At 54.0% G+C, this 22,656-nt stretch carries 21 protein-coding genes; 13 read left to right on the forward strand and 8 right to left on the reverse strand.

Annotation, left to right across the window (positions count from 1 at the left end; all coding sequences use genetic code 11):
• The first annotated feature begins 19 nt into the window (after window positions 1–19).
• Window positions 20–1,609, forward strand: a complete 1,590-nt coding sequence (locus IP581_RS05745) for a carbohydrate porin (protein ID WP_193821962.1) — start codon at window positions 20–22, stop codon at window positions 1,607–1,609.
• Window positions 1,610–1,718: 109 nt separating this feature from the next.
• Here IP581_RS05745 and IP581_RS05750 read toward each other — a convergent pair whose 3' ends face one another.
• Together IP581_RS05750 and IP581_RS05755 are read right to left on the reverse strand one after the other, a co-directional pair.
• On the reverse strand, window positions 1,719–2,123 hold the full coding sequence (locus tag IP581_RS05750) for an H-NS family histone-like protein (protein WP_017455745.1): 405 nt from the start codon (window positions 2,121–2,123) through the stop codon (window positions 1,719–1,721).
• Window positions 2,124–3,044: 921 nt separating this feature from the next.
• Window positions 3,045–3,950 (reverse strand): LysR family transcriptional regulator, encoded by a 906-nt coding sequence (locus IP581_RS05755; RefSeq protein ID WP_086871261.1) that lies wholly within the window; start codon window positions 3,948–3,950, stop codon window positions 3,045–3,047.
• 166 nt (window positions 3,951–4,116) lie between these two features.
• On the opposite strand from IP581_RS05755, the gene IP581_RS05760 reads away from it, so the two are divergent.
• The 6 genes from IP581_RS05760 to IP581_RS05785 all read left to right on the forward strand — a co-directional run bounded on the left by IP581_RS05760 (window position 4,117) and on the right by IP581_RS05785 (window position 8,820).
• Window positions 4,117–4,866, forward strand: coding sequence for an SDR family NAD(P)-dependent oxidoreductase (locus tag IP581_RS05760; protein WP_193821963.1), 750 nt, complete (start codon window positions 4,117–4,119; stop codon window positions 4,864–4,866).
• 54 nt (window positions 4,867–4,920) lie between these two features.
• Window positions 4,921–5,286, forward strand: a complete 366-nt coding sequence (locus tag IP581_RS05765) for a nuclear transport factor 2-like protein (protein ID WP_193821964.1) — start codon at window positions 4,921–4,923, stop codon at window positions 5,284–5,286.
• 43 nt (window positions 5,287–5,329) lie between these two features.
• On the forward strand, window positions 5,330–5,746 hold the full coding sequence (locus tag IP581_RS05770) for a putative quinol monooxygenase (protein ID WP_193821965.1): 417 nt from the start codon (window positions 5,330–5,332) through the stop codon (window positions 5,744–5,746).
• 77 nt (window positions 5,747–5,823) lie between these two features.
• Window positions 5,824–6,789 carry a fatty acid desaturase gene (locus tag IP581_RS05775; protein WP_193821966.1) on the forward strand — a complete coding sequence of 322 codons (966 nt, stop codon included), beginning with the start codon at window positions 5,824–5,826 and terminating at the stop codon, window positions 6,787–6,789.
• Window positions 6,755–7,573: a phosphate/phosphite/phosphonate ABC transporter substrate-binding protein gene (locus IP581_RS05780; protein WP_193821967.1), complete on the forward strand. Its 819-nt coding sequence runs from the start codon at window positions 6,755–6,757 to the stop codon at window positions 7,571–7,573. The genes IP581_RS05775 and IP581_RS05780 overlap by 35 nt, the downstream gene beginning before the upstream one ends.
• Window positions 7,574–7,728: 155 nt before the next feature.
• A complete protein-coding gene (locus IP581_RS05785) occupies window positions 7,729–8,820 on the forward strand; it encodes an NADH:flavin oxidoreductase/NADH oxidase (protein WP_193821968.1) in 1,092 nt (363 codons plus the stop codon).
• A 51-nt stretch (window positions 8,821–8,871) separates the two neighbouring features.
• Here IP581_RS05785 and IP581_RS05790 read toward each other — a convergent pair whose 3' ends face one another.
• The 4 genes from IP581_RS05790 to IP581_RS05805 all read right to left on the reverse strand — a co-directional run bounded on the left by IP581_RS05790 (window position 8,872) and on the right by IP581_RS05805 (window position 13,955).
• Window positions 8,872–9,069: a hypothetical protein gene (locus tag IP581_RS05790; RefSeq protein ID WP_020456882.1), complete on the reverse strand. Its 198-nt coding sequence runs from the start codon at window positions 9,067–9,069 to the stop codon at window positions 8,872–8,874.
• A gap of 162 nt (window positions 9,070–9,231) precedes the next feature.
• Window positions 9,232–10,896, reverse strand: coding sequence for a methyl-accepting chemotaxis protein (locus IP581_RS05795; protein ID WP_193821969.1), 1,665 nt, complete (start codon window positions 10,894–10,896; stop codon window positions 9,232–9,234).
• Between the two features lie 574 nt (window positions 10,897–11,470).
• Window positions 11,471–13,180, reverse strand: a complete 1,710-nt coding sequence (locus IP581_RS05800) for a pectate lyase (RefSeq protein WP_193821970.1) — start codon at window positions 13,178–13,180, stop codon at window positions 11,471–11,473.
• A 73-nt stretch (window positions 13,181–13,253) separates the two neighbouring features.
• Window positions 13,254–13,955: an oligogalacturonate-specific porin KdgM family protein gene (locus tag IP581_RS05805; RefSeq protein ID WP_097400503.1), complete on the reverse strand. Its 702-nt coding sequence runs from the start codon at window positions 13,953–13,955 to the stop codon at window positions 13,254–13,256.
• 810 nt (window positions 13,956–14,765) lie between these two features.
• Between IP581_RS05805 and IP581_RS05810 the strand changes: the two genes are divergently transcribed.
• Complete coding sequence (locus IP581_RS05810) at window positions 14,766–15,302, forward strand: helix-turn-helix transcriptional regulator (RefSeq protein WP_086871278.1); 537 nt, start codon at window positions 14,766–14,768, stop codon at window positions 15,300–15,302.
• Between the two features lie 52 nt (window positions 15,303–15,354).
• On the opposite strand, the gene IP581_RS05815 is transcribed toward IP581_RS05810, so the two are convergent.
• Both IP581_RS05815 and IP581_RS05820 read right to left on the reverse strand, forming a co-directional pair.
• Window positions 15,355–16,248 carry a proline iminopeptidase-family hydrolase gene (locus IP581_RS05815; RefSeq protein ID WP_193821971.1) on the reverse strand — a complete coding sequence of 298 codons (894 nt, stop codon included), beginning with the start codon at window positions 16,246–16,248 and terminating at the stop codon, window positions 15,355–15,357.
• Window positions 16,249–16,332: 84 nt separating this feature from the next.
• Window positions 16,333–17,088: a LuxR family transcriptional regulator gene (locus tag IP581_RS05820; RefSeq protein ID WP_228007818.1), complete on the reverse strand. Its 756-nt coding sequence runs from the start codon at window positions 17,086–17,088 to the stop codon at window positions 16,333–16,335.
• A gap of 266 nt (window positions 17,089–17,354) precedes the next feature.
• Here IP581_RS05820 and IP581_RS05825 point away from each other — a divergent pair, with 266 nt between their 5' ends.
• From IP581_RS05825 to IP581_RS05845, 5 genes are read left to right on the forward strand one after another with little or no spacing between them, the layout of a single operon-like run.
• The gene (locus tag IP581_RS05825) at window positions 17,355–18,293 is read left to right on the forward strand and encodes an ABC transporter permease (protein ID WP_020456889.1); all 939 of its coding nucleotides are present in this window, start codon (window positions 17,355–17,357) and stop codon (window positions 18,291–18,293) included.
• Window positions 18,290–19,135 (forward strand): ABC transporter permease, encoded by an 846-nt coding sequence (locus IP581_RS05830; RefSeq protein ID WP_097400508.1) that lies wholly within the window; start codon window positions 18,290–18,292, stop codon window positions 19,133–19,135. Before IP581_RS05825 ends, IP581_RS05830 begins: the two co-directional genes overlap by 4 nt.
• A complete protein-coding gene (locus tag IP581_RS05835; RefSeq protein WP_097400509.1) occupies window positions 19,132–20,112 on the forward strand; it encodes an ABC transporter ATP-binding protein in 981 nt (326 codons plus the stop codon). Before IP581_RS05830 ends, IP581_RS05835 begins: the two co-directional genes overlap by 4 nt.
• Window positions 20,112–21,149: an ABC transporter ATP-binding protein gene (locus IP581_RS05840; RefSeq protein ID WP_193821972.1), complete on the forward strand. Its 1,038-nt coding sequence runs from the start codon at window positions 20,112–20,114 to the stop codon at window positions 21,147–21,149. Before IP581_RS05835 ends, IP581_RS05840 begins: the two co-directional genes overlap by 1 nt.
• Window positions 21,130–22,644 carry an ABC transporter substrate-binding protein gene (locus tag IP581_RS05845; protein WP_097400511.1) on the forward strand — a complete coding sequence of 505 codons (1,515 nt, stop codon included), beginning with the start codon at window positions 21,130–21,132 and terminating at the stop codon, window positions 22,642–22,644. The genes IP581_RS05840 and IP581_RS05845 overlap by 20 nt, the downstream gene beginning before the upstream one ends.
• Window positions 22,645–22,656 lie beyond the last annotated feature (12 nt).

A 22,656-nucleotide genomic window follows, 5' to 3' on the forward strand; every position in this document is an offset into this window, starting at 1 on the left:
GCAATACCGAGGGGAACTCATGAAGGTGAACAACATAATTTCTAAAAAGACATGTATTGCCGTGGCGTTATTATCCTGTTACGGCGCGAGCAGCGGGGCAACGGCGCAGCCGCTAACGCTTGAACAGCGCATGGCGGCGCTGGAAGCGCAGTTGCGCGTTACGCAGCAGAAACTGCAAGCCTATGAAGAAAAAGATCGCGCGCAGCAACGCAACCTTGCCTCGTCAGCCGCGCCTGCGGCGCAATCTACTGCGACGGTGCAGGCTTCGGCAGCGCAAGCGAAAGCGGATCCGGAGCTATCGCCTGGGACACTGAAAAAAATAAGCCAATATGTGCAGGACGATACCGGCTTTAAATATTCCGGTTATTTCCGCTCGGGTTGGGCAACCACCACCAATGGCGGACCGAAATCCTGGGCAGTGGGCTCGCTGGGGCGTTTTGGTAACGAATATGACGGTTGGTACAACTTGTCATTAAAAAAACGGGCATGGCGCGATGGCGACAAATCTATCTGGGCGAATGTGCAATTTGAGGGCGATCTCGGATTAACCCAGAGTAATGAGTCCTTTGAAAAAGGGATGTCGGGCGGCGGTATGGGCAAACTGAGTAAGCTCTATGTTGAAGGCAACGGGCTACTTCCTTTTGCGCCGGAGGCTTCGGTCTGGGTGGGGAAGCATACGCTGCCACAGTATGAAATTCAGCTTCTGGACTGGAAAAGCAATCGCACACTTTCCGGTGCAGGCGTAGGGATTGAAAACTGGAAGCTGCCGGTTGGCGCACTCAGTATGGCAATAACGCGTAACGATATTGATAACTACAGTACAGTCTGTGCGGCGGGTTCTTCCAGTTGTAGCGACACCACGCAGGTTAACGTCAATATCGCTGAAGTTCGCTACAAGAATCTTCCTGTCATGGAAAATACGACGCTGGAGCTTGGCGCGAAATATGCGTTTGCTAACCAGACGGATGAGCAGAAAAAAGCGCAGGCAGATAATGATTATTATGAGGTGAAATCCTCCTGGCTTGGGCAGGCGATTTTGCGTAAGCCCATTCTGAAAGGCTCAAATGAATTGACGCTGCAAGTGGCAAATAACTCCCTTGCCAGCCAGTTTATGAATATTTCCAGCGCCAATCCGGATTTTGATTACAACAGTTCTTACTACGGTATTCACAGCGGCGGTATTGGCTGGCGGTTAGTTGATCAGGGGGAGTTCTATCTGGGGGAGAAGATTATCATGGCGCACGCGCTGGTGTATGGTCGCGGTCACGATCTTTACTCGACATATACCGGGGCGCATACGGACTTTACCACCGCGCGTGCGGTTATTCGTCCGTCATGGATCTGGAATCAAAACATGCAGACGGCGCTGGAGTTGGGGTATTTCACGCAGAAAAATCGTGTCAATAATTCCACATCGGATGAATCTGGTTATAAGGTGACGCTGGCGCAGGTGTATAAAGTGGATACCAGCATTCTTAATTCCCGGCCGGAACTTCGCCTCTATAGTACTTACCTGAAAGCGTTAGAGCATGAGATCGATAGCCAGAGCTTTAACGACGGTAAGGATTATCAAATAAGTTTTGGTGTGCAGGCTGAAGTGGTCTTTTGAACAACAAAAACAGAATCCCCGCCGGGGCGGCGGGGAACAATAACGCATGCAGATGTTGCGTTAGAAAGCGATAAAAATGCAGGGTGGGATAAAGACAAACCCTTTATTTTTAGATGGCAAAATCTTCCAGTTTTTTACCATCTTCCAGTGCTTTGGCAATCACTTTCGGCGTGCGGCCCTGGCCGGTCCAGCTTTTTTCCGTGCCGTCTTCATCAATATACTTATATTTGGCAGGGCGTGGTGCACGAACAGATTTTGATTTCGTCGTTTGTCCTTTCAGCGAGGATAAAAGTTCGGTTGGATCGATACCTTCATCCAGCAGTTTTTGACGAAACGCAGCCAGCTTGGCTTCTTTCTCTTCTTGTTCTTTACGTAGAGAAGATTCTTCTTCACGACGTTCTTCAACAACAACTGACAGTTTTTCAAGCATCTCTTCAAGAGCTTCAAGGGTAAGCTCACGGGCCTGAACTCGCAGGGTGCGAATGTTATTAAGTGATTTAAGTGCTTCTGACATAGCGTCACTCCGTGTGCGGAAAAATGAATAATCTATCGGAATTAATTTTTAGTGATAACGACATAAAAATCAATACGGAATTATAGGTTTTAGCAAATATATATGTGATTGTGCAACCCTATGACTTTGGAAGTATCTTGCTCAGGGTAATTTAGTACCAATGCGGCATTAAAAAAAGCCACAGAATTTAAGGGTTATTTTTATCGGAATCGTTAGTTAATGCCGCTTGTTCATCACGAAATAACCTATATCTTTGCATTGACTTTCGCTTGTCAGGTGTAGATTTTTCTTAACAAGGAGTCATTACAGGTATAGCGCTTGTTTGAAACGGTAAACGTTATCGCTGAACTGGCGCGTTTTTCTTTTTGATTTGCGTTAGCGCAAGCGGCAATTTCAGCGCGGCTAAATGCTTCATTAAACATGAACACATATGGATAGCTCAGGTCTTTCCACAATATGTCGCTAAGAAATTTTGTCCGCGCCAGACGCTATTGAGAATATTCTCGATTGGTGGCAGGCTCGGCACACTCCAGTTGATATCGGAAATCATAAAAACCCACCTTATTGACCGTCAGTTGTGGTTCCTTTTTCATACTCATCTTTTAATTACATACAGTAATAATTGCGTTGCTGGATATCGCGCGTTGTGGCGCATGCCGCGTGTCGCATAAATGATGACGTGTCGGTTTTATCCTGTTCGCGGGTATTAAGGATATTAAACTGAAACTGCCTGGCCTTATCCCTATCCTATTTTTTAAAACGTTCAGCCTGCGAGAAAACGCGCGGCACGATAAATTCACCGTTCAATATCACTAAAGCATTGCTGCCAACCGCAGCCGCGGATACGCGTTATCGCTGCGTTGGCGCTTTTGCGTGCGAATAAGCAGATTCAGGACAAAGGTGTTGCGGATTATTTCGCGGTTATTTTCCCACCCGCTGGGGGAATATCTCCAGCAGCCAGTCAATAAACACCCGCAGACGATGCGTAACGTGGCGGTTTTGCGGATACACCACATGAAAAGGGTACGGCTCTGGCCGCCACGGGCGCAGGATCTCCACCAGCGTACCCGCTTTTAGCGCGGCACCGAGTGAATAACTGAAGGTCTGGATAATCCCCAGCCCCGCCATCCCGGCGGCGAGATGTGCGTTGCTCTCATTAATACCAATCCGGTGCGCCACTTTGATTTCGGTTTTCTCGCCATCGCGCTCAAAACGCAACGGAAACGCTCTGCCGGTTTGCGGCGAAAGGTAGCTGACCAGCCGGTGACCGTTTTTTAGCTCCTCCGGGTAGGCCGGTGTACCAAATGTTTTCAGATATTCCGGCGTTGCACAGGTAATGAGCGTGGCAGAGCCAATACGGCGGGCAATCAGCGATGAGCTATCCAGTGGCCCGCCGCGGATCACGCAATCCACATTATCGCTAATCAGATCCACCGTGCGGTCGGCAACGCCTAAATCGAGGCGAATATCCGGATAGCGCGCCAGAAAATCCGGCAGGGCAGGGATCAACACATCTTTCGCCGTAGAGCCGCCAATATCGACGCGAAGCTGCCCGCCTGGCGTGCCGCGTGCGGCATTGAACGAACCATCAATATCGTCGAGATCGCGAAGTATACGGGTGGTTTTTTCATAATAGTCACGCCCTTCCGGCGTCACCATTACGCGGCGTGTAGTGCGCTGCAATAACCGCACACCAAGATGCGCTTCCAGTTCCTGCACCAGTTTGCTCAATGTCGCGTTGGGCATCTCCAGCGAATCCGCCGCCCGGGTAAAGTTCCCTGCTTCGACCACGCGGGCGAAAGCGCGTATTGCCAGTAATTGATCCATGCGAGTTCCTCCGTTGGTGTGCTGTTGATTATACACAGAGGTGAATAGTCATTTTCATTTTTCGGTATTTTTCAATAAAAACGTCAAAGGTAGAGTAGCGCCATACCTGAGACGGCAAGCTGGTCTGTTGCAGGAACATCCCTTAACTGAACCGAGGAGTACAACAATGAGCACACAACTGAATGGCAAAATCGCACTGGTAACTGGCGGGACAAGCGGCATTGGTCTGGCAACCGCACAAGAGCTGGCAGAGCAGGGGGCGCGTGTCTTTATTACCGGTCGTCGCCAGGCGGAACTGGACGCAGCGGTTGAACGCATTGGTTCCAGCGCCACCGGAATTCGCGCCGATGCGTCGGTAATGGCGGATCTCGATGCTGTCTTTGCCCAGATTTCGAAAAGCGCCGGGCGGCTCGACATCCTGTTTGCTAACGCCGGTGGCGGCGACATGATGCCGCTGGGGGCGATTACGGAAGAGCATTTCGACCGCATTTTTGCGACCAACGTGCGTGGAGTGCTGTTTACCGTGCAAAAAGCGCTCCCGCTGCTGGTGAACAACGCTTCAATCATTCTTACCGGCTCCACCACATCGGTGAAAGGCACCGCCAGTTTCAGCGTTTACAGCGCCAGTAAAGCGGCGGTTCGTAACTTTGCCCGTTCATGGGCGCTGGATCTGCAAGGGCGCGGTATCCGCGTTAACGTGGTTAGCCCGGGCCCAATCCGCACGCCAGGTTTAGGTGAACTGGTGCCGGATGAGCATCGCCAGGGCTTGTTTGACGCGCTCGCAGCCCAGGTTCCGTTGGGGCGTTTAGGTGAACCGCAAGAGATTGGCAAAGTCGTGGCGTTTCTCGCTTCGGATGCTGCCAGCTTTATCAATGGTGCTGAGCTGTTCGTCGATGGCGGCATGGCGCAAATCTAATTCACCACACCGGGCTGGCCGTCTCTGCGCCAGCCCGCACCGCAGGAGCAGAATATGCACACTTCCGCGCTTTTGGTCGCTCAGCATCTGATCGACAAGCATTTTGCTATCTGGAATGGCGCACGCCCTGAACAATCGATCGCCATATTTTCGGCGGTCTATGCCGACGATTTTTTCGTTGCCGATTACGCCGATGTGGCAACCGGGTTTCAGAATGTCGCGGCACTGATTTCTCGCGTGCAGCGTGAACATTCCGGTTTTTTGTTCACACCCGATCCGGTGACGTGGAACCACGGTTTAGGACGTGTTACCTGGGGATATGGCCCGCAGGAGAAGCCGAACCTGATACGCGGCGAGGATATCTTCACCGTGCGCGATGGCAGACTTGCCAGCCTTTGGGTATTTATCAACACGCCGTAATGGTCGGCAAGCCGCATCATTCATTTCCCACTGAGGAACCATTATGAACACACCTGCCAGGCTGCGTTTTTCCAGCGCCGACCATAACAAACTGCCTGCTACCGGTATTGTTGTTAGTGCTTACTATCGTGTTCCCCCTGAGGACAGGCAAACCTTTATCGATGCCGTGGTGCCCGAGATGGCGGCGGCGCGCGCACTGCCGGGCTGTATCTACTATGCCTTCGCGCAGGATTTAGCCGATGCCAACGCCTTTCACCTGGTGGAAGGCTGGCAAGATGAAGCCGCCTACCAGCGCCACGAAAACGCGACAACCTTTCTCCAGGCGCTGGCGACGGTTGTGAACAATGTGCGCATTCTTCACCGCCAGGGTGTTCGCTATGATGTTGCCCTGCAGCATATTGATGATCCGCGCGGCAAAGTGGCCTGCGTGGCTGGCGCGTTAAGCGATTTTCAGCAATAGCTAAGCCATTTAAATACTTTGTTATTTCCGGTGTTCTCTCACATCGTGGCGACATGAGAATGTGGGGGGACGAGTGAATGGCGAAAAGCAGCGCGGTCTATTTAGATGAACAACAACGGGACGCCGTCCGGCGGTTATCCCGCAGCTGGCTGTGGCGCAGCGAGCTGCCTACCTGGCTGGTGATTGTCACTGTGTATAGCGGTTGGTTCGGCACGCTCGCGTACTGGAAAACACTCGGCCTGTTGCCGGCAACCACGCTTCTGATCCTCTTCACCACCTGGTATTTATCGGTACAGCATGAGCTGATCCACGGGCATCCCACGCGCTGGGCCTGGTTCAACCAACTGCTGGGATTGATGCCGCTGGCGGTATGGTATCCGTACGGAATTTATCGCGATTCGCACCTGGCGCACCACCGTACGCACTTACTGACGCTGCCGGAAGATGACCCGGAATCCTACTATTTTTCTACTCAACACTGGCATCGCCTGACGCGCTGGCAGCGGAAACTGATCCAGTTGCGTAATACCTTTGCCGGCCGTTTACTGCTGGCGCCGGCGCTGGATATTGCGCAGTTGCTGGCAGGAATGGTGGCGGCATTTCGCGTGCGGCAAGGTAAAGCCATGCTGATGTGGCTGGTACACGGCGTGCTGTTGGCGGTGACTTTTGCCTGGCTTATCCGGTGTGATTTTCCCGTTATCTGGTATGTACTGGTGGTCAGCTATCCGGCGCTGGCTATCACTAAAGTGCGATCTTTTCTTGAACACCGCGCCGCAGACGATCCGTTAGCGCGCTCGGTAATCAACGAAGCCGCGTGGCCGTGGCGTTTGCTGTTTCTCAACCTCAACTACCATTCTGTGCATCACGATCTTCCCGCCGTACCGTGGTACGGCTTGCGAACGCTTTACCTGCGCGACAAAGCCGCGTACCAGCAACGCAATAGCGGGTTTCTGGTGCGCGGCTATAGTGAATGGTTACGGCAGTTTTTCTTCACCCCGGTAGAGGTCAATGCACACCCCGCCAGCAAAGTACGCAGTGAATAATATTGCCCTGCCGATGTATAACATCGCGCAGCCAGAAACCGCCGCGCTGGGCGAGGCGTTGTGCGAACTGCTGGCGGCGCGCGGGCTCCCGGCGCAGCAGATGTGGCCGCAAAGCGATCTGCTTGCCCACTGGCAGGGTGATGATGTGCTACTTAGCCAGACCTGCGGCTACCCGCTGATGACGCAATTACCGGATGTGCAACTGGTTGGCTGCTTTCACTACCTTGCGCCAGGCTGTGAAGGCTTTTGTTATCGCAGCCTGCTGGTGACGCGCGATGAGGAACGCGGTACGTCGCTTGCCGATTTTCGCGGTCGCCGTGCAGTGTGTAATTCCGCCGATTCGCAATCAGGTTATAACGTGCTGCGTTATCTGGTTTCGCGGCTTCCGGGCGAAGGGCGATTTTTCGCCGAGGCTCCTCAATTCAGTGGCAGCCACCGGCAATCGCTGCTGGCACTGCACAACCGTACGGCGGATATCGCCGCCATCGACTGTGTCACCTACGCCTTATTGCAACGCCTCCAACCTTCGTTGTTGCGTGGGCTGCGTGTGGTAGCGCAAAGCCCGTTAGCGCCGGGGTTGCCGCTGATCACCGCGCAGCAGAGCAGCGCCGCCACGCTCGCATCGCTAAGAGAGGCGTTGCAGCAACTGGTCAGTGACGCGCGTTTTCACAAAACCTGTGCCGCAGCATTGATTGGCGGCTTTAGCGTGGTCACGCGACAGGACTATTCTTTGTTGTTGAGATGGCGGGATGAGGCCGCAGCACGCGGCGTCACGCAGCTATAATTCGTTTGTCATTTCATTATGTTATCAAAGGTAAATGCCGTGAAAAGGGCACGTGCCGCCAAAGACAAGCCCGGAAAATTGGCTGAAAGTCATGCAAACCATTCACACTGTTGCCGTCCGGGAGTGCCATTTGCGAAACCGGAAAAGGATGAGATATGAGTCAGTTATTCACCGAAATTAATATTGGCGATGTGGCGCTGGATAACCGCATCGTTATCGCCCCGATGTGCCAGTACTCCGCCGAAGAAGGCAAAGCGACCGCCTGGCATCGCATTCATTTAGGTAATCTGGCGCTCTCCGGCGCGGGGCTGCTGATTATCGAAGCTACTGCCGTTGAGCCGCAGGGGCGTATTTCGCCGCAGGATCTCGGCCTGTGGGATGACGAAACCGAGCAGGCGCTGCGCGTGGTGCTGGACGATATTCGCCAGTACTCGCCGGTGAAAATCGGTATCCAGCTAGGTCATGCCGGGCGTAAAGCGTCGGTCAGCGCGCCCTGGCTGGGCGGAAAACAGCTTTCGCCGCAGGAGGGCGGCTGGCAAACGATCTCGGCTTCTGCGCTGGCGCACGATCCGGCTGAACGTCCGCCGCTTGAAATGACGAAACAAGATCTGGCGCGGGTTAAACAGGCGTTTGTCGACAGTGCCCTGCGCGCGGTGGCGCTGGGTATTGAGGTGATTGAAATCCACGCGGCGCACGGTTATTTGCTGCATCAGTTCCTCTCGCCGCTCTCTAACCAGCGCAGCGATGAGTATGGCGGTAGCCTTGAAAATCGCCTGCGTTTCACGGCGGAAGTGTTTAGCGCCGTGCGTGAAGCGGTACCGGCTTCCGTTGCCGTGGGCATTCGCATTTCGGCGACTGACTGGGTAGAAGGCGGATGGGATCTGGAACAATCGGCGGTACTGACGAAAAAAATTGAAGCCCTGGGCGGCGCGTATGTTCACGTCTCCAGCGGTGGGCTTTCACCGCGACAAAGCATTAAGGTGACGGCGGGTTATCAGGTGCCGTTTGCCAAAGCGCTGCGTCAGCAGACGCGTATGCCGGTTATCGCTGTGGGGTTGATTACCGAGCCACAACATGCCGAAGATATTTTGCAGCAAGGGGAGGCCGATCTTATCGCGCTGGCACGAGGCGCGCTCTACGATCCACGCTGGCCGTGGCATGCCGCTGCCGCCCTGCACGGTGCGGTACATATCGCGCCGCAGTATCGCCGTGCCGAACCGCACGGTGTGAAAGGAACGGTTAAATAACGCATGAATCGGTGAGCTTGTTATTCCGCCAGGCTCACCGCTATTAGCCCGCTATACGCCTTTTCGCACTAACTCTGCCGCCTTGAGGAAGACGTCATCTTCTACGCCATCGCCCCTGTTTCTGCCTTGTCGTTCAATTTCCTGCACGATGCTGTCGCGGTTAATGGCTTTGCGTTCTGAAACAAGGCCGATCACGGCCGCGCCAATGGCTAATCCAATGAGTCCCGTGTGCTCATCATTGAACTTCATGCGTTATCCCTCCCCGATTGGTCTAAGAGAAATTTAGCACACAGATATATTTCCGCCATTTATCAAAATCACCGCATTATAAATGCGTTATATATTTGTAATATAAATAAAAAAACGCCCGAGGCGTGCAGCCCCGGGCGTGGTGAAAGGAGATAAATTGGCTTAGAAAGATTGCCAGTTATCGCGGCTCTCACCGGTGGATGAGGAAGCCAGCGCCAGCTGCGGCGATTGGCGTAACGGGCTTCTGCCCGGCTGTACGTTACGGCGGTTCTCTTTCACGCCAGAATCAAACATGGCGATGGTTTTGTTCAGGCGCTCGGCCTCTTTTTCCAGCGAGACGGCGTTAGCTTTCGCTTCCTGTACCAGCACGGCGTTTTGCTGTGTGACGCCGTCCATTTCGGTCATCGCCTGACCAATCTGGTCGATACCCCGGCTTTGTTCATCGGAGGCGACGGAAATCTCCGTCATCAATTTATTCACATGTTCAATGGAGTTGATAATCACTGACATGGCTCCACCGGCTTCCTGAACCTGTTCGGCTCCGGTTTTGACGCGGGAGACGGATTCATGGATCAGCGTTTCGATCTCTTTTGCCGCCTGCGCGCTGCGGCTTGCCAGCGCACGTACTTCACTGGCGACCACAGCAAACCCACGGCCTTGCTCCCCGGCGCGGGCCGCTTCAACCGCCGCGTTCAGCGCCAGCAGGTTGGTCTGGAACGAGATGCTGTTGATGACGTTGGTGATGTCAGCAATTTTCTGCGAGCTTTCGGAAATCCCGTGCATGGTTTTCACCACGGTTGCGGTGATTTCGCCGCCTTTTTGCGCAGTCTGTTGAGCGTTTTCCGTCAGTTTACGGGCTTCGCGCACGTTCTCCGCGTTATTACGCACGGTGGAGGTGAGCTCTTCCATGCTGGCGGCGGTCTGTTGCAGCGCGGCGGCTTGCTGATCGGTACGCCCGGAAAGCTCCTCGTTGCCTTCTCTGATCTCATTCGTGCTGCGGTAAATGCTGCTCGAACTCTCCTGGATCGTTTCCACCGTGGTTCGCAGGTTTTCCTGCATGGTGCGGATGAAGGGAATCAACTGGCCCGCACAGTTACGTCCAAATTCGTGCAATTCGTGATTCAGTTTACCGGCGGCCATGGTTTCCATATGTGTCTGGATCGCACGAATCGGTTTGACCAGGAAATTCACCAGGTAGCGGTCGGTGAGAAACAGTGTGAAGATACCGGCAATTAAGGCGGCAGCGAGCACATATTTATTAAAGATCACCTGCGCCTGTGTTTGATCCAGTAAATCGTTGGACTGAATCGCTTGCGTGTATTTTTCCGCCGTTGCGCCAAACTGCACGCTCAGCGGGGGATAAGTTTTGCGAAATAAGTCGCGAAAGGTATCCGTTTGCTTATTTTTGGCCGCGTTCAGCATTGGCACTATGCCGTTGTTAAGCAGGGCGTCCCAGTCGCGGATCATGGCGGCAACGGTTTCGCTATCAACACCGGGATGCTGGCTGGCGCGAAACTTCGCCAGCATATCCTGGGTAATGGCCAGTGCTTTTTCAGCGGAGGCGAATGTTTTAGTCGCATTTTCGTCATCGCCGGTTTGCTGGTAATCCATGGCGCGCAGCATGCGGGTTACGGTGCGGAAATATTGATCGTTTCCTTTCACCAACAGGGCGTAGGCATTTTTTTGCCCGGCGTTTTGCGCCAGCAATTGATCAATGGTCGAAAAATTGTGAAATGTCAGAACGGTTGCCAGTCCCCAAATAATGCTGAAAAGCGATAAAATGATGATCAACATTTTGCGGATAGTTATGTCGCGAAGTATTTTCATGATGTTTCCCCGGTAATAGAAATTACCCTCAGGTTGGCATTGGCCCAGCTCTCTGGCTATTTCACCCTCCATGACATTCTGACCAGAACGCGATTGGCGTTAATAAAACGGTCTTTTAACTTTTTGAAAAGATGTTCTATTTTGTGGATATTGATATCAATCAACTTAAATATAATTAATCAGAGTGCAGGATATTATTCCTGGACTTCGATCACATAAATTATCTGAATTCATAACAGGCGTCTATTATTTTTCAGCAATTACTTGAAAAGGTTATTTCTATCGGCTACCAATATTTAATTTGAATTAAGTCTTATTAAATTCAATTTGATAATTATGTCTTAGTGACCGGATAATAAGGTCGCTATCTTATTTAATCCGCGTTAAATAAAATTGCCTGCTAATAATACGCAGGGAAATTCCGGGTTGTTATATCCGGGATTACGGTGACTAATACATTTTTTGTTCGACATTATCGCTGAAAAGGCGTCATGAACGCCGCCAGAATAGCATGCGAAGGGAAAAAAGCGGGGCAAGAAAACCTCCCACGGGCGCGCCGTGAGAGGTGAGGGGATTACTTTTTACCGTTAGGTTTCAACTGCTCACCCGGTTTGAGCATGAACAACTCATCATCACGCGTGGAGTAGCGCACGCTGCCATCCGCCAGCAGGTACGCGCCTTCGGTAAAGCCTGCGCCGTTAATAAATGGCGCAACGGCATCGGGTTTGCCGCGCATGGCCGCTTCCAGCGCCAGCAGCGCATACGGGGCGATATTGTCGACATTGGCATAGATATACTGTGGATCATCGATGAAAAAATTATTCAGCCGTTTTGTCGCCAGAATATTGTCCGCCACTTTATCAGCCAGCGTCAGGTATCCTTTGTCGCCCGTAGATTGCCAGAGATCGATCAGCGCAAAAATGGCATACGGCTCGCTGTTTTTGGTGTTCAGATCCAGCTTGCTATTTTTGCCGCCCGGTTCTCCGATATCACCCAGCCCCTGGCCTTTGGCAATGCCGCGCGCCACTTTCCATATCTCCGCGTCCGGTGCCAGTGTCCAGGCGCGGGCATAGGAGAGCAGGAATTCATTTCCTGCCGGATAAGGCTTTAACACGGTGCCTTTCTTGCCGTAATAACCGTCACGCGGCAGCGTGTAGTTCGACAAGTCGGTGCCGTTTGCCAGCATCGGGCGGAAGGTGTTGGTTTTCTCATCATAGGCGTAATGCGCAAAGGCTTTCAGGCCATCAAGCGTCCACTTTTTGATGTCGTTGCCCTCCGCGCCCAGCGATTTTGCCAGCGCTAACTGCATCAGAGCGTTTTCGGAGTAGAGCGTGCTGGTGCGGCCTTTCAGCATCATATTGCCTTCCAGCGCGTCGGGACCAAATTCCGGGCCAAACTGGCGCTGTGCGCGATCGCCATATTTCGAGTTGGTATCGGTGTCGTCGGTGGTTTCGGCGCGTTTCAGCGCTTGCGTAAATTGATAAACGCCCAGCCCGGTTTTTTTATCGCGTGGCAACACATACTGCTCGGCCAGTCGCTTCGCCCAGGTGAGCGCGCCTTTTTCGCCATCGTAGTGATACAACAGCGAAGCTGAATAAATTAAGTCATTGCCCGCATTAAGAAAGCTCAGCCCTTTGGTGGCGAAGAATGGCGGTTGCTGTTCAAAGTGGCTGGCCCACAATTTGCCCATCTCTTTGCCGTATTCGCCGTGGCGGCTGGTTTCGAGAATTTTCCAGTCGTACACATGTGCGTTCCAGAACGCGCGTATAAAGCGGGCGGTTGCCGGTTTATCCACGGCAAACATCAGGTCGTAGAAGGGGTAGGCATTTTTCAGTTCATGGACCATCTCTTTTTCGCTTGGCCCTTGTGGTTCAAGCGTTTTCAGATCGATAAAGCGGTGCCCGCCCCATAACAGCAGCCCGCTTTTGTCCTGGTAATGCTGGAAGTAGTAACGGACATTATCCTCCGCCCGCTTTTTATATTTCGCGTCACCCGTCAGGTTACTCAGACCCACCAGCACGCGCATCAGATTCTGCTGTGCGGAGAAGTTGGAAAGTACCGCCGTTTTTCCATCCGGGAAGACCCACTCCATCTGTTTACCGGTACGCGGATCAACGCCATCTGCCAGCAGTGGCACATTGCTGTGATATTTGTCACCGGCTTTATTAATGACCGTGTCAGCAAACGCTTTTACGCTGTTTAAACGTGCGCTCTCCTGCGCAAATGCCGTGCAGGAGAAGATACCGAGAAGACCGACCGCCAGTGCTATTTTTGACAGTTTCATTATTCGCCTCTTAGCTAAAAATAAGGATTTCTGCCGAAACCCTTATTTATGTTTGCTACCCTGCAATGATTAATTAGAAATTATATTTCACACCGACACGATAACGGGTCTGACGCTCATCGGTATATTTGCTGCCGGAAACGTTGCCGACTGCAATATACGGAGACCAGTTTTTATCAAGTTTGTATGTCAGTTTGAGATCGTGCGTCCAGTCGTAGTTTTCATTATCTGCAATCAGTACGCCGGCGGACGTGGCATGCTTGTAATCCAGTTCGTAATCGAGTTGGTAATCACCGAAAATTTTCCACGACACGGCGGCAGTCAGGTTATAGCCGTTTTCGCTGGTATCTTTTGCCGTGCCGATGTTGTTGGAGTTACGCTTGAAGTACGGGCGGTAGCGCAGCGTTGCGCCAACGTCATTGCTAAAATTCACTTTGCCGCGCAGGTACGGGCGATAGTTGTTTGACGAGGAGCTACTGTCTAGTGAAAAACCCGGCTCAATCTGGAAGGTGGGGTTAATTTTATAGACGTAGCTGGCCACCACTTCGGTACCATTACTGACCGTCTCGTGATACGCCTTATCTTTATTTTGCGAACCTTTCCATTTGCCTTCCAGCGATAAACCAAAACCGTTAGCAAAACGGTGCGACATTAATAAACGATCTTTGTGGTTATTACCGCCGCTATCATTTAATTCATGGCGATAATCAAATGTTACCGCCTGAGCGGCAATACTCATAAAAGGTACAGTAACTAATAACAAAGTGCGCAACATAATATCCCCTATTATTTATAGTCAAAAGGTACAAGATGTTCTCTGCGAAAAATGCAGATGGTTTTAATTCAAAGAGGAATGGTTAATTCACTCTCAGTGCAAATTGATATAATTAGCAAGCATAATAATTATGCCGAATATAGTTTCGTTTCAGTTATTACCGATCACAACAGCAACGCTAACGTTACTTTTAAAGTGGCGTGTGGTGCCGGGTGCCTCCCGGTGAATTGAGTGCCGATCGCCTCAATCCGTCCATAAAAATGAAACTTTATTGAGGATAACCTCATATCAGCATGACCCCTCCGCTTAGGGGGATTCACCACACAAAATACGGTTTTGTCTGCATTAAGATATCTTTATCCTATCAAGTGGAACGGACTTTTACACAATTTGAAATGATGTTTTGAGACTGAGATCGAACATTTAAAAGTAGAAGGGAAATTATTATTTTGCGGGTTATAAAGATAATCTTAATTGATTAAAGTTATTTAAAATCAATTAATTAACCAAAATACATGCAAAGGTGTATGTATGCGTTTTTGTAGGGTTTAGCGCGCTCAATAAATAGCGCAATAAATTTATTCCTGGAATAAAAGGCGAACATTTGACACAAAATGCAATACACTGAGCCCATCAGGGAGAGTGAGGAAACGAAATCAGGGTGATGGGTGTTGTCGCAAACTAAACAAACATTAAACGAGCCAGAATCACACTTGATCTGACTGAACGCATCCAGCACATTCAGGAAAAAGACCATGCCTCCGTTAGCGGAGAGGAAAATAATAAAACATTACCCTCTGGAGTACCTACATGACTATCTACGGGAAGGATCGCCTTTTCATTTATGGTATTGAGAAAATACTCAGACAACTTAGCAGGGAAAAGGGCAGCCGTTTTTGCAGTGGTGCGCCTGCTATATATGTCACCACGGGAATGGACATCGTGGAAATGTACTCGCTGTTTTTCTCCCGTCCCCCCGCGCACTACTCGATTTTTATCTCCTCAGAACGTCATTTCGACTCGCTGTCGCTACTTTTCCCGGGTCTGGTGAAACTGTGTCTGGCCGAAAGGTTACGCGTCGAAGAGCTGCGTCAGGCTCTGGAAGTGATGAGTTTGTTATCTGCACAGAACCAGCAGCCCGGTTACAACCACGGCACATTTAAATTCACCAGCGCCGAACAGCAAATTATGCGTCTGCTGCTGCGCGGACATTCGGTGGAGGATATTGCCCGCATTCGCGGCGTCAGCCCGACCACCGTCAGCGTGCAGCGTAACGGGTTAATGAAGCGCACCGGCACCAAAAGTTTGCAGGCGCTGTGTTCGCTCTACACCGCAATGCGTGCATAAAAAAAGCGCCTGGCCGGCGCTTAACAACACAACCTGGTGTGGGCAAACAGCCTCAGCATGTGGCCAGTAAAAAGTCGCTGACGGTCTTCATGCACAACGGCCGCTCTTCGACATGGGGCATGTGGCTTGAGGATTCAAAAATCACCCACTGCGCCCCGGTAATGTGGTCTTTAAAGGGTTGCACCACTTCCGGCGTGGCTTCGTCGTAGCGCCCGGAAATCAATAAAGTCGGCACGCGCACTTGCTTTAACCGGTCGATAATCGTCCAGTTTTTCATGCTGCCAATGACGTGGAATTCGGTGGGGCCATTCATCGCGTGGTAAACAGTGGGGTCCGCCTCCATGGCGTCAAAGGTGCGTTGCACCTCCGCAGGCCACGGGTTTAGCCGGCATACATGGCGCTGATAAAATACCTGGCTTGCCGCTTTATATTCTGCGCTATCTACCGTACCCGCCGCCTCGTGAGTTAACAACGTGTCCTGCACATCTGGCGGTAATTGCGCGCGCAGCTTCGCCGCGCCTTCCAGCCACAGCGCCATCGAGGCCGGTGAGTTGGCAATCACCATCGCTTTTAGCCCCTGCGGCTGTGTCACCGCATGTTCTGCCGCCAGCATCCCGCCCCAGGACTGGCCGAGCAGCGCGTAATCGTCGGCAATCTCCAGCGCCTGCAGCAGATGGTTGAGCTCATCAAGAAAAAGACCGGGTTGCCAGAAATCGGGGCTTTTATCCGGCAGATGGGTTGAACGGCCGTTACCCACTTGATCGTAGTGGATCACCGCCCGGCCGGTTTCCGCGATATCTTTGAATGCATCAACGTAGTCGTGGGTGCAACCGGGGCCGCCGTGGGCCACCACCAGCGGCGTTAGCCCGTTTTGCAGATCGCCGCAGATGCGAAACCAGGTCTGATATTCCCGGAAGGGAACGTAGCCTTCGCGAATGGTATACATAGTTGACGTCTACCCTGTTAAGTGAACTGGCTTTCAGGGTAGAACGCCGAAGGCGGCGCTGAACACTAGCAAAATTGCTAGTTATTAGCTGTCGAGCAGACGGTAGTGCAGCGCCCGCACCACCGCTTGTACGCGGTTGGTCGCGCCCAGTTTCTTTGCCGCCGTATTCAGATGCAACGTCACGGTTGCCACCGAGCGGTGCAGCTTGCGGGCAATCTCTTTCGCCGTTAATCCTTCGGCTGACCACGCCAGACACTCGCGCTCGCGGTTGCTCAATTTGACGTGGCGGCAGGTGAGCATTGAGGCGTCAAACAGCGGAAAGGCAGACTCCTGAAAACGGTGGGCGATAAAAGTTAATTGCGCCAGCGTGTCGCTGATATCGCGCGCTCGCTGCTGGCTGGCGACAATGCCGGTCAGGGTGACAAACCCGCCGTGGGGCAAATGCAGCGGCACCGTGGCACCGCAGGGCATATTGTGATCGCGCATGTAATGCGTCACTTCCTGGGCGTTATCATCCAGCCTGCCATTAAGCGCTCCGCTGTCCGGGCGTTGATAGGACCAGACAAACGGCGCGCAGCTCTCCAGCGCGAAGTGTTGCACCGGGTCAACCTGGTAGTACCCGCGCTCGCACCACAAGCGACGCATATCCTCCGGCACGTTACGCATCTCCAGCAGCGACGGGGTAATCAGCGCCCCTTCCAGCGAGCGCGGAACCGGCGTGTAGTCATAAATCACCGCGTCAAAACCCAGCGCCTGCGTCTGGGTAAATAGCCCGGCAAACGCCTCCTCAAGCCTGCTGGCATTGGCAGCAGCAGGGTTTTCAATGTTGATTCGCATCATTCCCCCCTCATGGTTGACGGTGCCACACCACGGGCACGCTTTGTGCAGACGTCTCTCGTAGCGTGATGAAGGCATGCAATTCCGGTGCCGTCACGCGCGAGAGGCAAAACTAGTATTTTTGCTAACTACCCAGCCTCCACTGATGCCGCTAGCGTAAAGAAAACGCCCGACGAACAAGGCCGGGCGCAGATAAACAGGGGAGTGGCGCACCATCGCGAGGCGTTTTTTTAACCTTACGACCCCGCATGCACCACAGGAGAATGCTGATGCACCGTTATCGTTTTTTGTTATTCCGGCCATTGCAGCTACTGCCGGTGTTGTTGGGAATAAGCATCATCACGTTTGCGATGGTGCGCGCGATCCCCGGTGACCCGGCGCGTATCCTGCTTGGTGTGCGCAGCACGCCAGCGGCACTGGCGCGCATCCGGGCGCAGTTCGGGCTGGATGAACCCCTGTGGGTACAGTATGGCTACTTTCTGCGCAATCTGGTGCAGGGCGAGCTGGGAAAATCGATCGTCTATCGCATCGATACCCTAAAACTGATTAACTCCCGCCTTGAACCCACTCTATGGCTGGTGCTTGGCAGCGTGCTGCTGGCAGTCATCTTCACTGTGCCATTGGCTGCGCTGGCAGCGCGTCAGCGCGGACGCATCGCCGACCAGCTTATTCGCCTGTTCACCACCGCCGGCCTCGGTTTCCCCGCCTTTTGGCTTGGCATCATGATGATCATTGTTTTTAGCGTGGTGCTGGGCTGGTTCCCGGTTTCCGGTTACGGCAGCGATTTTGCCGACCAGTTGCACCATATGGTGCTGCCGTGTCTGACCGTCGCGCTGGCGTTGTCGGCGGTATTGATCCGCAACCTGCGCGCCAGCCTGCTGATGGAGATGAGCAGCGATTACGTGATGGCCGCCAGAGCGCGCGGGCAGCGGGAAAACCGCATCTTCTGGCGGCATGTATTACCCAACTCACTGGTGCCGACGCTCAACCTGCTGGCGGTGAATATCGGCTGGCTGATTGGCAGCACGGTGGTGATTGAAAGCGTGTTCGCCATTCCGGGGCTGGGGCAGTTACTGGTCAAAGCGATTTTCAGCCGTGACTACATGGTGGTGCAGGGTGTGGTCATGGTGTTTGCTCTTGCCACGGTCGCCGTCAACTTGCTGGCCGACGTACTGACGGTGGCGCTGGATCCGAGGGTAAAACTATGAGCGCCATCAGCGTACTGACCGTGTTGCGCCGCCGTGCGATTCCACAGCAGCACGCCCTTGGCGTTGGGCTGTTGATTGTCGGTATGTGGCTGTGCGTCGCGCTGTTCGCCCCGTGGCTGGCACCGTTTGATCCGATAACCCAGGATGCGACCGCCAGCCTGTTGCCGCCGGGGGGCGCACATCTGTTTGGCACGGATAACTTTGGCCGCGACATCTTCTCTCGTGTGCTGTGGGGCGCGCGGGTGGATCTGCAAATCTGCCTGCTGGGCGTTATCTTTCCGTTTCTGCTCGGCACCACGCTCGGCGCGCTGTCGGGTTATCTGGGGGGCGCGGTGGATGCGCTGATTATGCGCATTATCGATATCGTGCTGGCGTTCCCGTTTCTGGTGCTGATGCTGGCGATTATCGCCATTCTCGGGCCGGGTCTTGGCAGCTTTTACATCGCGATGGCGATGGTTGGCTGGGTCTCTTACGCCCGGCTGGTGCGGGCGCAGGTGTTAACGCTCAAGCAGCGTGATTTTGTGCTGGCGGCGCGCAGCCTCGGTTATGGTCATGCCCGCATTCTGTTTCGCCATCTGCTGCCTAACGCCATGACCGGGGCGCTGGTGTTTTCCATGTCGGATTGTGTACTGGTGCTGTTAAACGGCGCGGCGGTGAGCTATCTCGGTCTCGGCGTGCAACCGCCGACGGCTGAATGGGGCGTGATGGTGGCGGAAGGGCAGAGTTTTATCACCACCGCCTGGTGGATAACCACCTTTCCGGGGCTGGCGATTGTCCTGCTGGCAATGGGCTTCAGTCTGCTGGCGGATGGTCTTGGCGACAAACTGGGAGCGCGCGTATGAGCTTACTGAACGTCTCGCAACTGACTGTTTCCCGTGGGGATGATTGCGCGCTGGTGGATAAGGTCTCTTTCCGGCTTCAGGCCGGGGAGATGCTGGGGCTGGTGGGCGAGAGCGGTTCCGGAAAAACCGTGACCTGCCGGGCGTTAATGCGCCTGCTGCCAGGCCAGGGATTAACCATTAGCGGTGGCGAAGTGTGGTTTGGCGGGCGCGATCTGTTGTCGCTCAGCGAAGCACAGATGTCGGCGGTGCGCGGGCGGGAGATTGGCATGATTTTCCAGAACCCGGCCAGCCACTTAAACCCGGTAATGACCATTGGCGAGCAGATCGCCGAAAGCCGCCGCCTGCATTTCGGCGTTAACCGTCGGCAGGCGAAAGAGGATGCCAAAGAGCTGCTGCGCCAGGTGGGGATTCCCGATCCGCAAAACCGTATAAACAACTATCCGCACGAGTTTTCCGGCGGTATGCGCCAGCGCGCGATGATTGCCGTGGCGCTGGCACCGGAGCCGTCGTTACTGATTGCCGATGAGCCGACCACCGCCCTGGATGTCACCGTGCAGATGCAGATCCTGCGTTTGCTCAGCACGCTGCGCGAACAGTTAGGCCTGGCGGTGGTGATGATCACTCACGATCTCGGCGTGGTGGCGCAAACCTGCGATCGCATTGCGGTGATGTATGGCGGGCGCTTATGTGAAGTGGGCGGCAAACGCGAAGTGCTGGCGCAGCCGCTGCACCCGTACACGCGCGGGTTGATTGATTGCCAGCCCTCCAGCGAAGGCGGGCAGGGACGGCTGGTTACCATCAACGGGCAACCACCGCTGGCGGGGAGCTTCCCGGCCGGTTGCCGCTTTCATCCACGTTGCCCGCAGGCGAGCAGCACATGCCAGCAGCAGCCATCGCTACTGTTCGGGCGCGACAGCCTGACACATGCGGCGGCGTGCCATCACGCCTTACAGCCACTGACTTCGCGGGAGGGATAATGTCGACACCGGCAAACTGGCCTTTGCTGGAAGCGGATAACGTCTCGGTCACGTTTCCGGTTTCCGGCGGGCTGCTCAGCAAAAAACGTGTTGTCCACGCGGTAAACCAGGTGACGCTCAAAATCCACGCGGGTGAAACACTGGGATTAGTGGGCGAATCCGGCAGCGGCAAAAGCACGCTGGGGCGGGCACTGTTGCAGCTTGAAAAGATAAATGAAGGGGAAGTGCGTTTCGACGGGCATCGCGTCACTCACGGTCTGAAAAGCGACATCGCGCGGCTGCGGCTGCAAACGGCCATGATTTTTCAGGATCCGTTCGCCTCGCTTAACCCCCGGCAAACGCTCGGTGAGAGCATCAGCGAAGTGCTGCGCGTCCACCGGAAAGTGCCGCGCAACCAAATTAGCGCACGGGTTGAAGAGTTGCTGACGTTGGTTGGCTTGCGCCCGGAACACGCCGCAGCCAAACCGGGTCAACTGAGCGGCGGGCAGTGCCAGCGGGCGGGTATTGCGCGGGCGCTGGCGATCGAACCCCGGTTGATCGTCGCCGACGAATGCGTGGCGGCGCTGGATGTCTCCATTCAGGGGCAGATCGTCAATTTGCTGATGGATCTGCGCGAAAAAATGGGGCTGGCGATCCTGTTTATCGCCCACGATCTGGCGATTGTGCGCCGCCTGTGCGATCGGGTCGCGGTGATGTACCTCGGGCGGATCGTCGAAGAAGGCCCCGCCGAGGCGGTCTTTTCTCATCCGCGCCACCCTTATACCGCCGCGCTGGTCTCCGCCATCCCGGAAATCGACCCGGATAAACCGTTGCCGCAGGAGACGCTTGCGGGCGAGCCACCGAGCCCGGTAGCCATTCCACAAGGTTGCGCGTTTCATCCGCGCTGCCCTTACGCGCAGGTGCAGTGCCGCACCGGCGCATTACCCCCGACCCGGCAGATTGCCGATCACGCCTGGACCTGTGTGCTGACGCACGCAGGCGAGAAGAGTGTTTTTCCTTTGACTGAGGGATCCTTTGATGAAGCACAAGCAAGTTAAGTTTTTGGCAGCCAGTGTTTTTCTGGCGCTCAGTGTGGTCAGTGAAATGGCGCAGGCGGCTGGCGTTCTGACGATTGGTCGTCGGGAAGACAGCACCACCTTTGATCCGATCAAATCAGCGCAGAACGCGGATAACTGGGTCTTTTCCAACGTGTTTGATCCGCTGGTTCGCGTCGATAAAACCGGGACTAAACTGGAGCCGGGCGTGGCGGAAAGCTGGACAATTTCCCCGGATGGCAAGGTCTACACCTTTAAAATCCGCGATACCAAATTCTCTGACGGCACGCCGGTAAGCGCCAGCGACGCGGCCTTCAGCCTGCTGCGCATTCGTAGTGATGAAGGATCGCTCTGGCGCGACTCGTACAGCATTATTGATAAAGCCGAAGCGCCGGATGCGCGCACGCTGGTGGTGACGCTGAAATCACCGTCCGCGCCGTTCCTGTCGCAACTGGCGCTGCCGAACGCGTCGGTTATCTCAGAAAAAGCGCTGAAAAGCGAAGGCGAAGAAACCTTCGCGGAAAAACCGGTCGGTTCCGGCGCGTTCAGCGTAAAAGAGTGGGTGCGTGGCGAGAAAATCGTGCTGGTGAAGAACCCGAACTACTGGCAGGCAAAAAATGTCAGCCTTGATGAAGTCGACTGGCTGACCATACCGGATGACAACACGCGCATGCTGAAAGTGCAGGCTGGCGAACTGGACGCCGCGCTGACGGTGCCGTTCTCACGCATTGCCTCGCTGCAAAAAGACAGCAACCTGAAGGTGGAGCTGGACCCGTCCACCCGTGAAGATCATCTGCTTATCAACCATTCGCACGGCGCGCTCGGCAAAGTGGAAGTGCGCCAGGCGCTGGACTTTGCCATCGATAAAGACGCGATTGTCAAAACCGTGACCTTTGGTTACGGCCAGGTGGCGAACTCCTATATTCCGGCCGGTGCGCTCTATCACTACAACGACAATCTGCGTCGCCCCTACGATCCAGAAAAAGCGAAGCAGATGCTGAAAGCGGCGGGGGCGAGCGATTTGACGCTGAATTATGTGGTTAACGCCGGGGATGAAGTGGATGAGCAAATCGCCATTTTGTTGCAACAGCAGCTGGCGAAAGCGGGCGTGAAGGTGAACTTGCAGAAAGTCGACCCCAGCCAGAGCTGGGACATGCTGGTGGCCGGTGAATACGATATTTCGGTGATGTACTGGACCAACGACATTCTCGACCCGGATCAAAAGACCACGTTTGTGCTCGGACATGACACCAACATGAACTACATGACGCGTTATAAGAACGACAAAGTGAAAGCGCTGGTCGCGGCGGCTCGTGTCGAAATGGATGCGAAAAAACGCGAACAGATGTATATCGAGCTGCAAAAAATGGCCAAAGCCGATGTGAACTGGATCGATCTCTACTACAGCCCGTACCGCAATGTGACGCGCAAGAATATTGAAGGTTTCTACCAGAACCCGCTCGGACGTTTCTTCCTTGAAGATACGGTGAAGAAATAGAACAGGCTGCCG

This window comes from Kosakonia pseudosacchari, from assembly GCF_015167415.1.
Taxonomy (GTDB): domain Bacteria; phylum Pseudomonadota; class Gammaproteobacteria; order Enterobacterales; family Enterobacteriaceae; genus Kosakonia; species Kosakonia pseudosacchari.

Bases quoted from the DNA above. Each gene is read 5' to 3' on its own strand.
- IP581_RS05780 (WP_193821967.1), top strand. From the start codon at position 6,755: ATGCACACCCCGCCAGCAAAGTACGCAGTGAATAATATTGCCCTGCCG.
- IP581_RS05790 (WP_020456882.1), bottom strand. From the start codon at position 9,069: ATGAAGTTCAATGATGAGCACACGGGACTCATTGGATTAGCCATTGGC.
- IP581_RS05745 (WP_193821962.1), top strand. From the start codon at position 20: ATGAAGGTGAACAACATAATTTCTAAAAAGACATGTATTGCCGTGGCG.
- IP581_RS05825 (WP_020456889.1), top strand. From the start codon at position 17,355: ATGCACCGTTATCGTTTTTTGTTATTCCGGCCATTGCAGCTACTGCCG.
- IP581_RS05800 (WP_193821970.1), bottom strand. From the start codon at position 13,180: ATGAAACTGTCAAAAATAGCACTGGCGGTCGGTCTTCTCGGTATCTTC.
- IP581_RS05820 (WP_228007818.1), bottom strand. From the start codon at position 17,088: ATGATGCGAATCAACATTGAAAACCCTGCTGCTGCCAATGCCAGCAGG.
- IP581_RS05795 (WP_193821969.1), bottom strand. From the start codon at position 10,896: ATGAAAATACTTCGCGACATAACTATCCGCAAAATGTTGATCATCATT.
- IP581_RS05760 (WP_193821963.1), top strand. From the start codon at position 4,117: ATGAGCACACAACTGAATGGCAAAATCGCACTGGTAACTGGCGGGACA.
- IP581_RS05750 (WP_017455745.1), bottom strand. From the start codon at position 2,123: ATGTCAGAAGCACTTAAATCACTTAATAACATTCGCACCCTGCGAGTT.
- IP581_RS05835 (WP_097400509.1), top strand. From the start codon at position 19,132: ATGAGCTTACTGAACGTCTCGCAACTGACTGTTTCCCGTGGGGATGAT.
- IP581_RS05845 (WP_097400511.1), top strand. From the start codon at position 21,130: ATGAAGCACAAGCAAGTTAAGTTTTTGGCAGCCAGTGTTTTTCTGGCG.
- IP581_RS05840 (WP_193821972.1), top strand. From the start codon at position 20,112: ATGTCGACACCGGCAAACTGGCCTTTGCTGGAAGCGGATAACGTCTCG.
- IP581_RS05755 (WP_086871261.1), bottom strand. From the start codon at position 3,950: ATGGATCAATTACTGGCAATACGCGCTTTCGCCCGCGTGGTCGAAGCA.
- IP581_RS05810 (WP_086871278.1), top strand. From the start codon at position 14,766: ATGACTATCTACGGGAAGGATCGCCTTTTCATTTATGGTATTGAGAAA.
- IP581_RS05785 (WP_193821968.1), top strand. From the start codon at position 7,729: ATGAGTCAGTTATTCACCGAAATTAATATTGGCGATGTGGCGCTGGAT.
- IP581_RS05765 (WP_193821964.1), top strand. From the start codon at position 4,921: ATGCACACTTCCGCGCTTTTGGTCGCTCAGCATCTGATCGACAAGCAT.
- IP581_RS05770 (WP_193821965.1), top strand. From the start codon at position 5,330: ATGAACACACCTGCCAGGCTGCGTTTTTCCAGCGCCGACCATAACAAA.
- IP581_RS05775 (WP_193821966.1), top strand. From the start codon at position 5,824: ATGGCGAAAAGCAGCGCGGTCTATTTAGATGAACAACAACGGGACGCC.
- IP581_RS05805 (WP_097400503.1), bottom strand. From the start codon at position 13,955: ATGTTGCGCACTTTGTTATTAGTTACTGTACCTTTTATGAGTATTGCC.
- IP581_RS05815 (WP_193821971.1), bottom strand. From the start codon at position 16,248: ATGTATACCATTCGCGAAGGCTACGTTCCCTTCCGGGAATATCAGACC.
- IP581_RS05830 (WP_097400508.1), top strand. From the start codon at position 18,290: ATGAGCGCCATCAGCGTACTGACCGTGTTGCGCCGCCGTGCGATTCCA.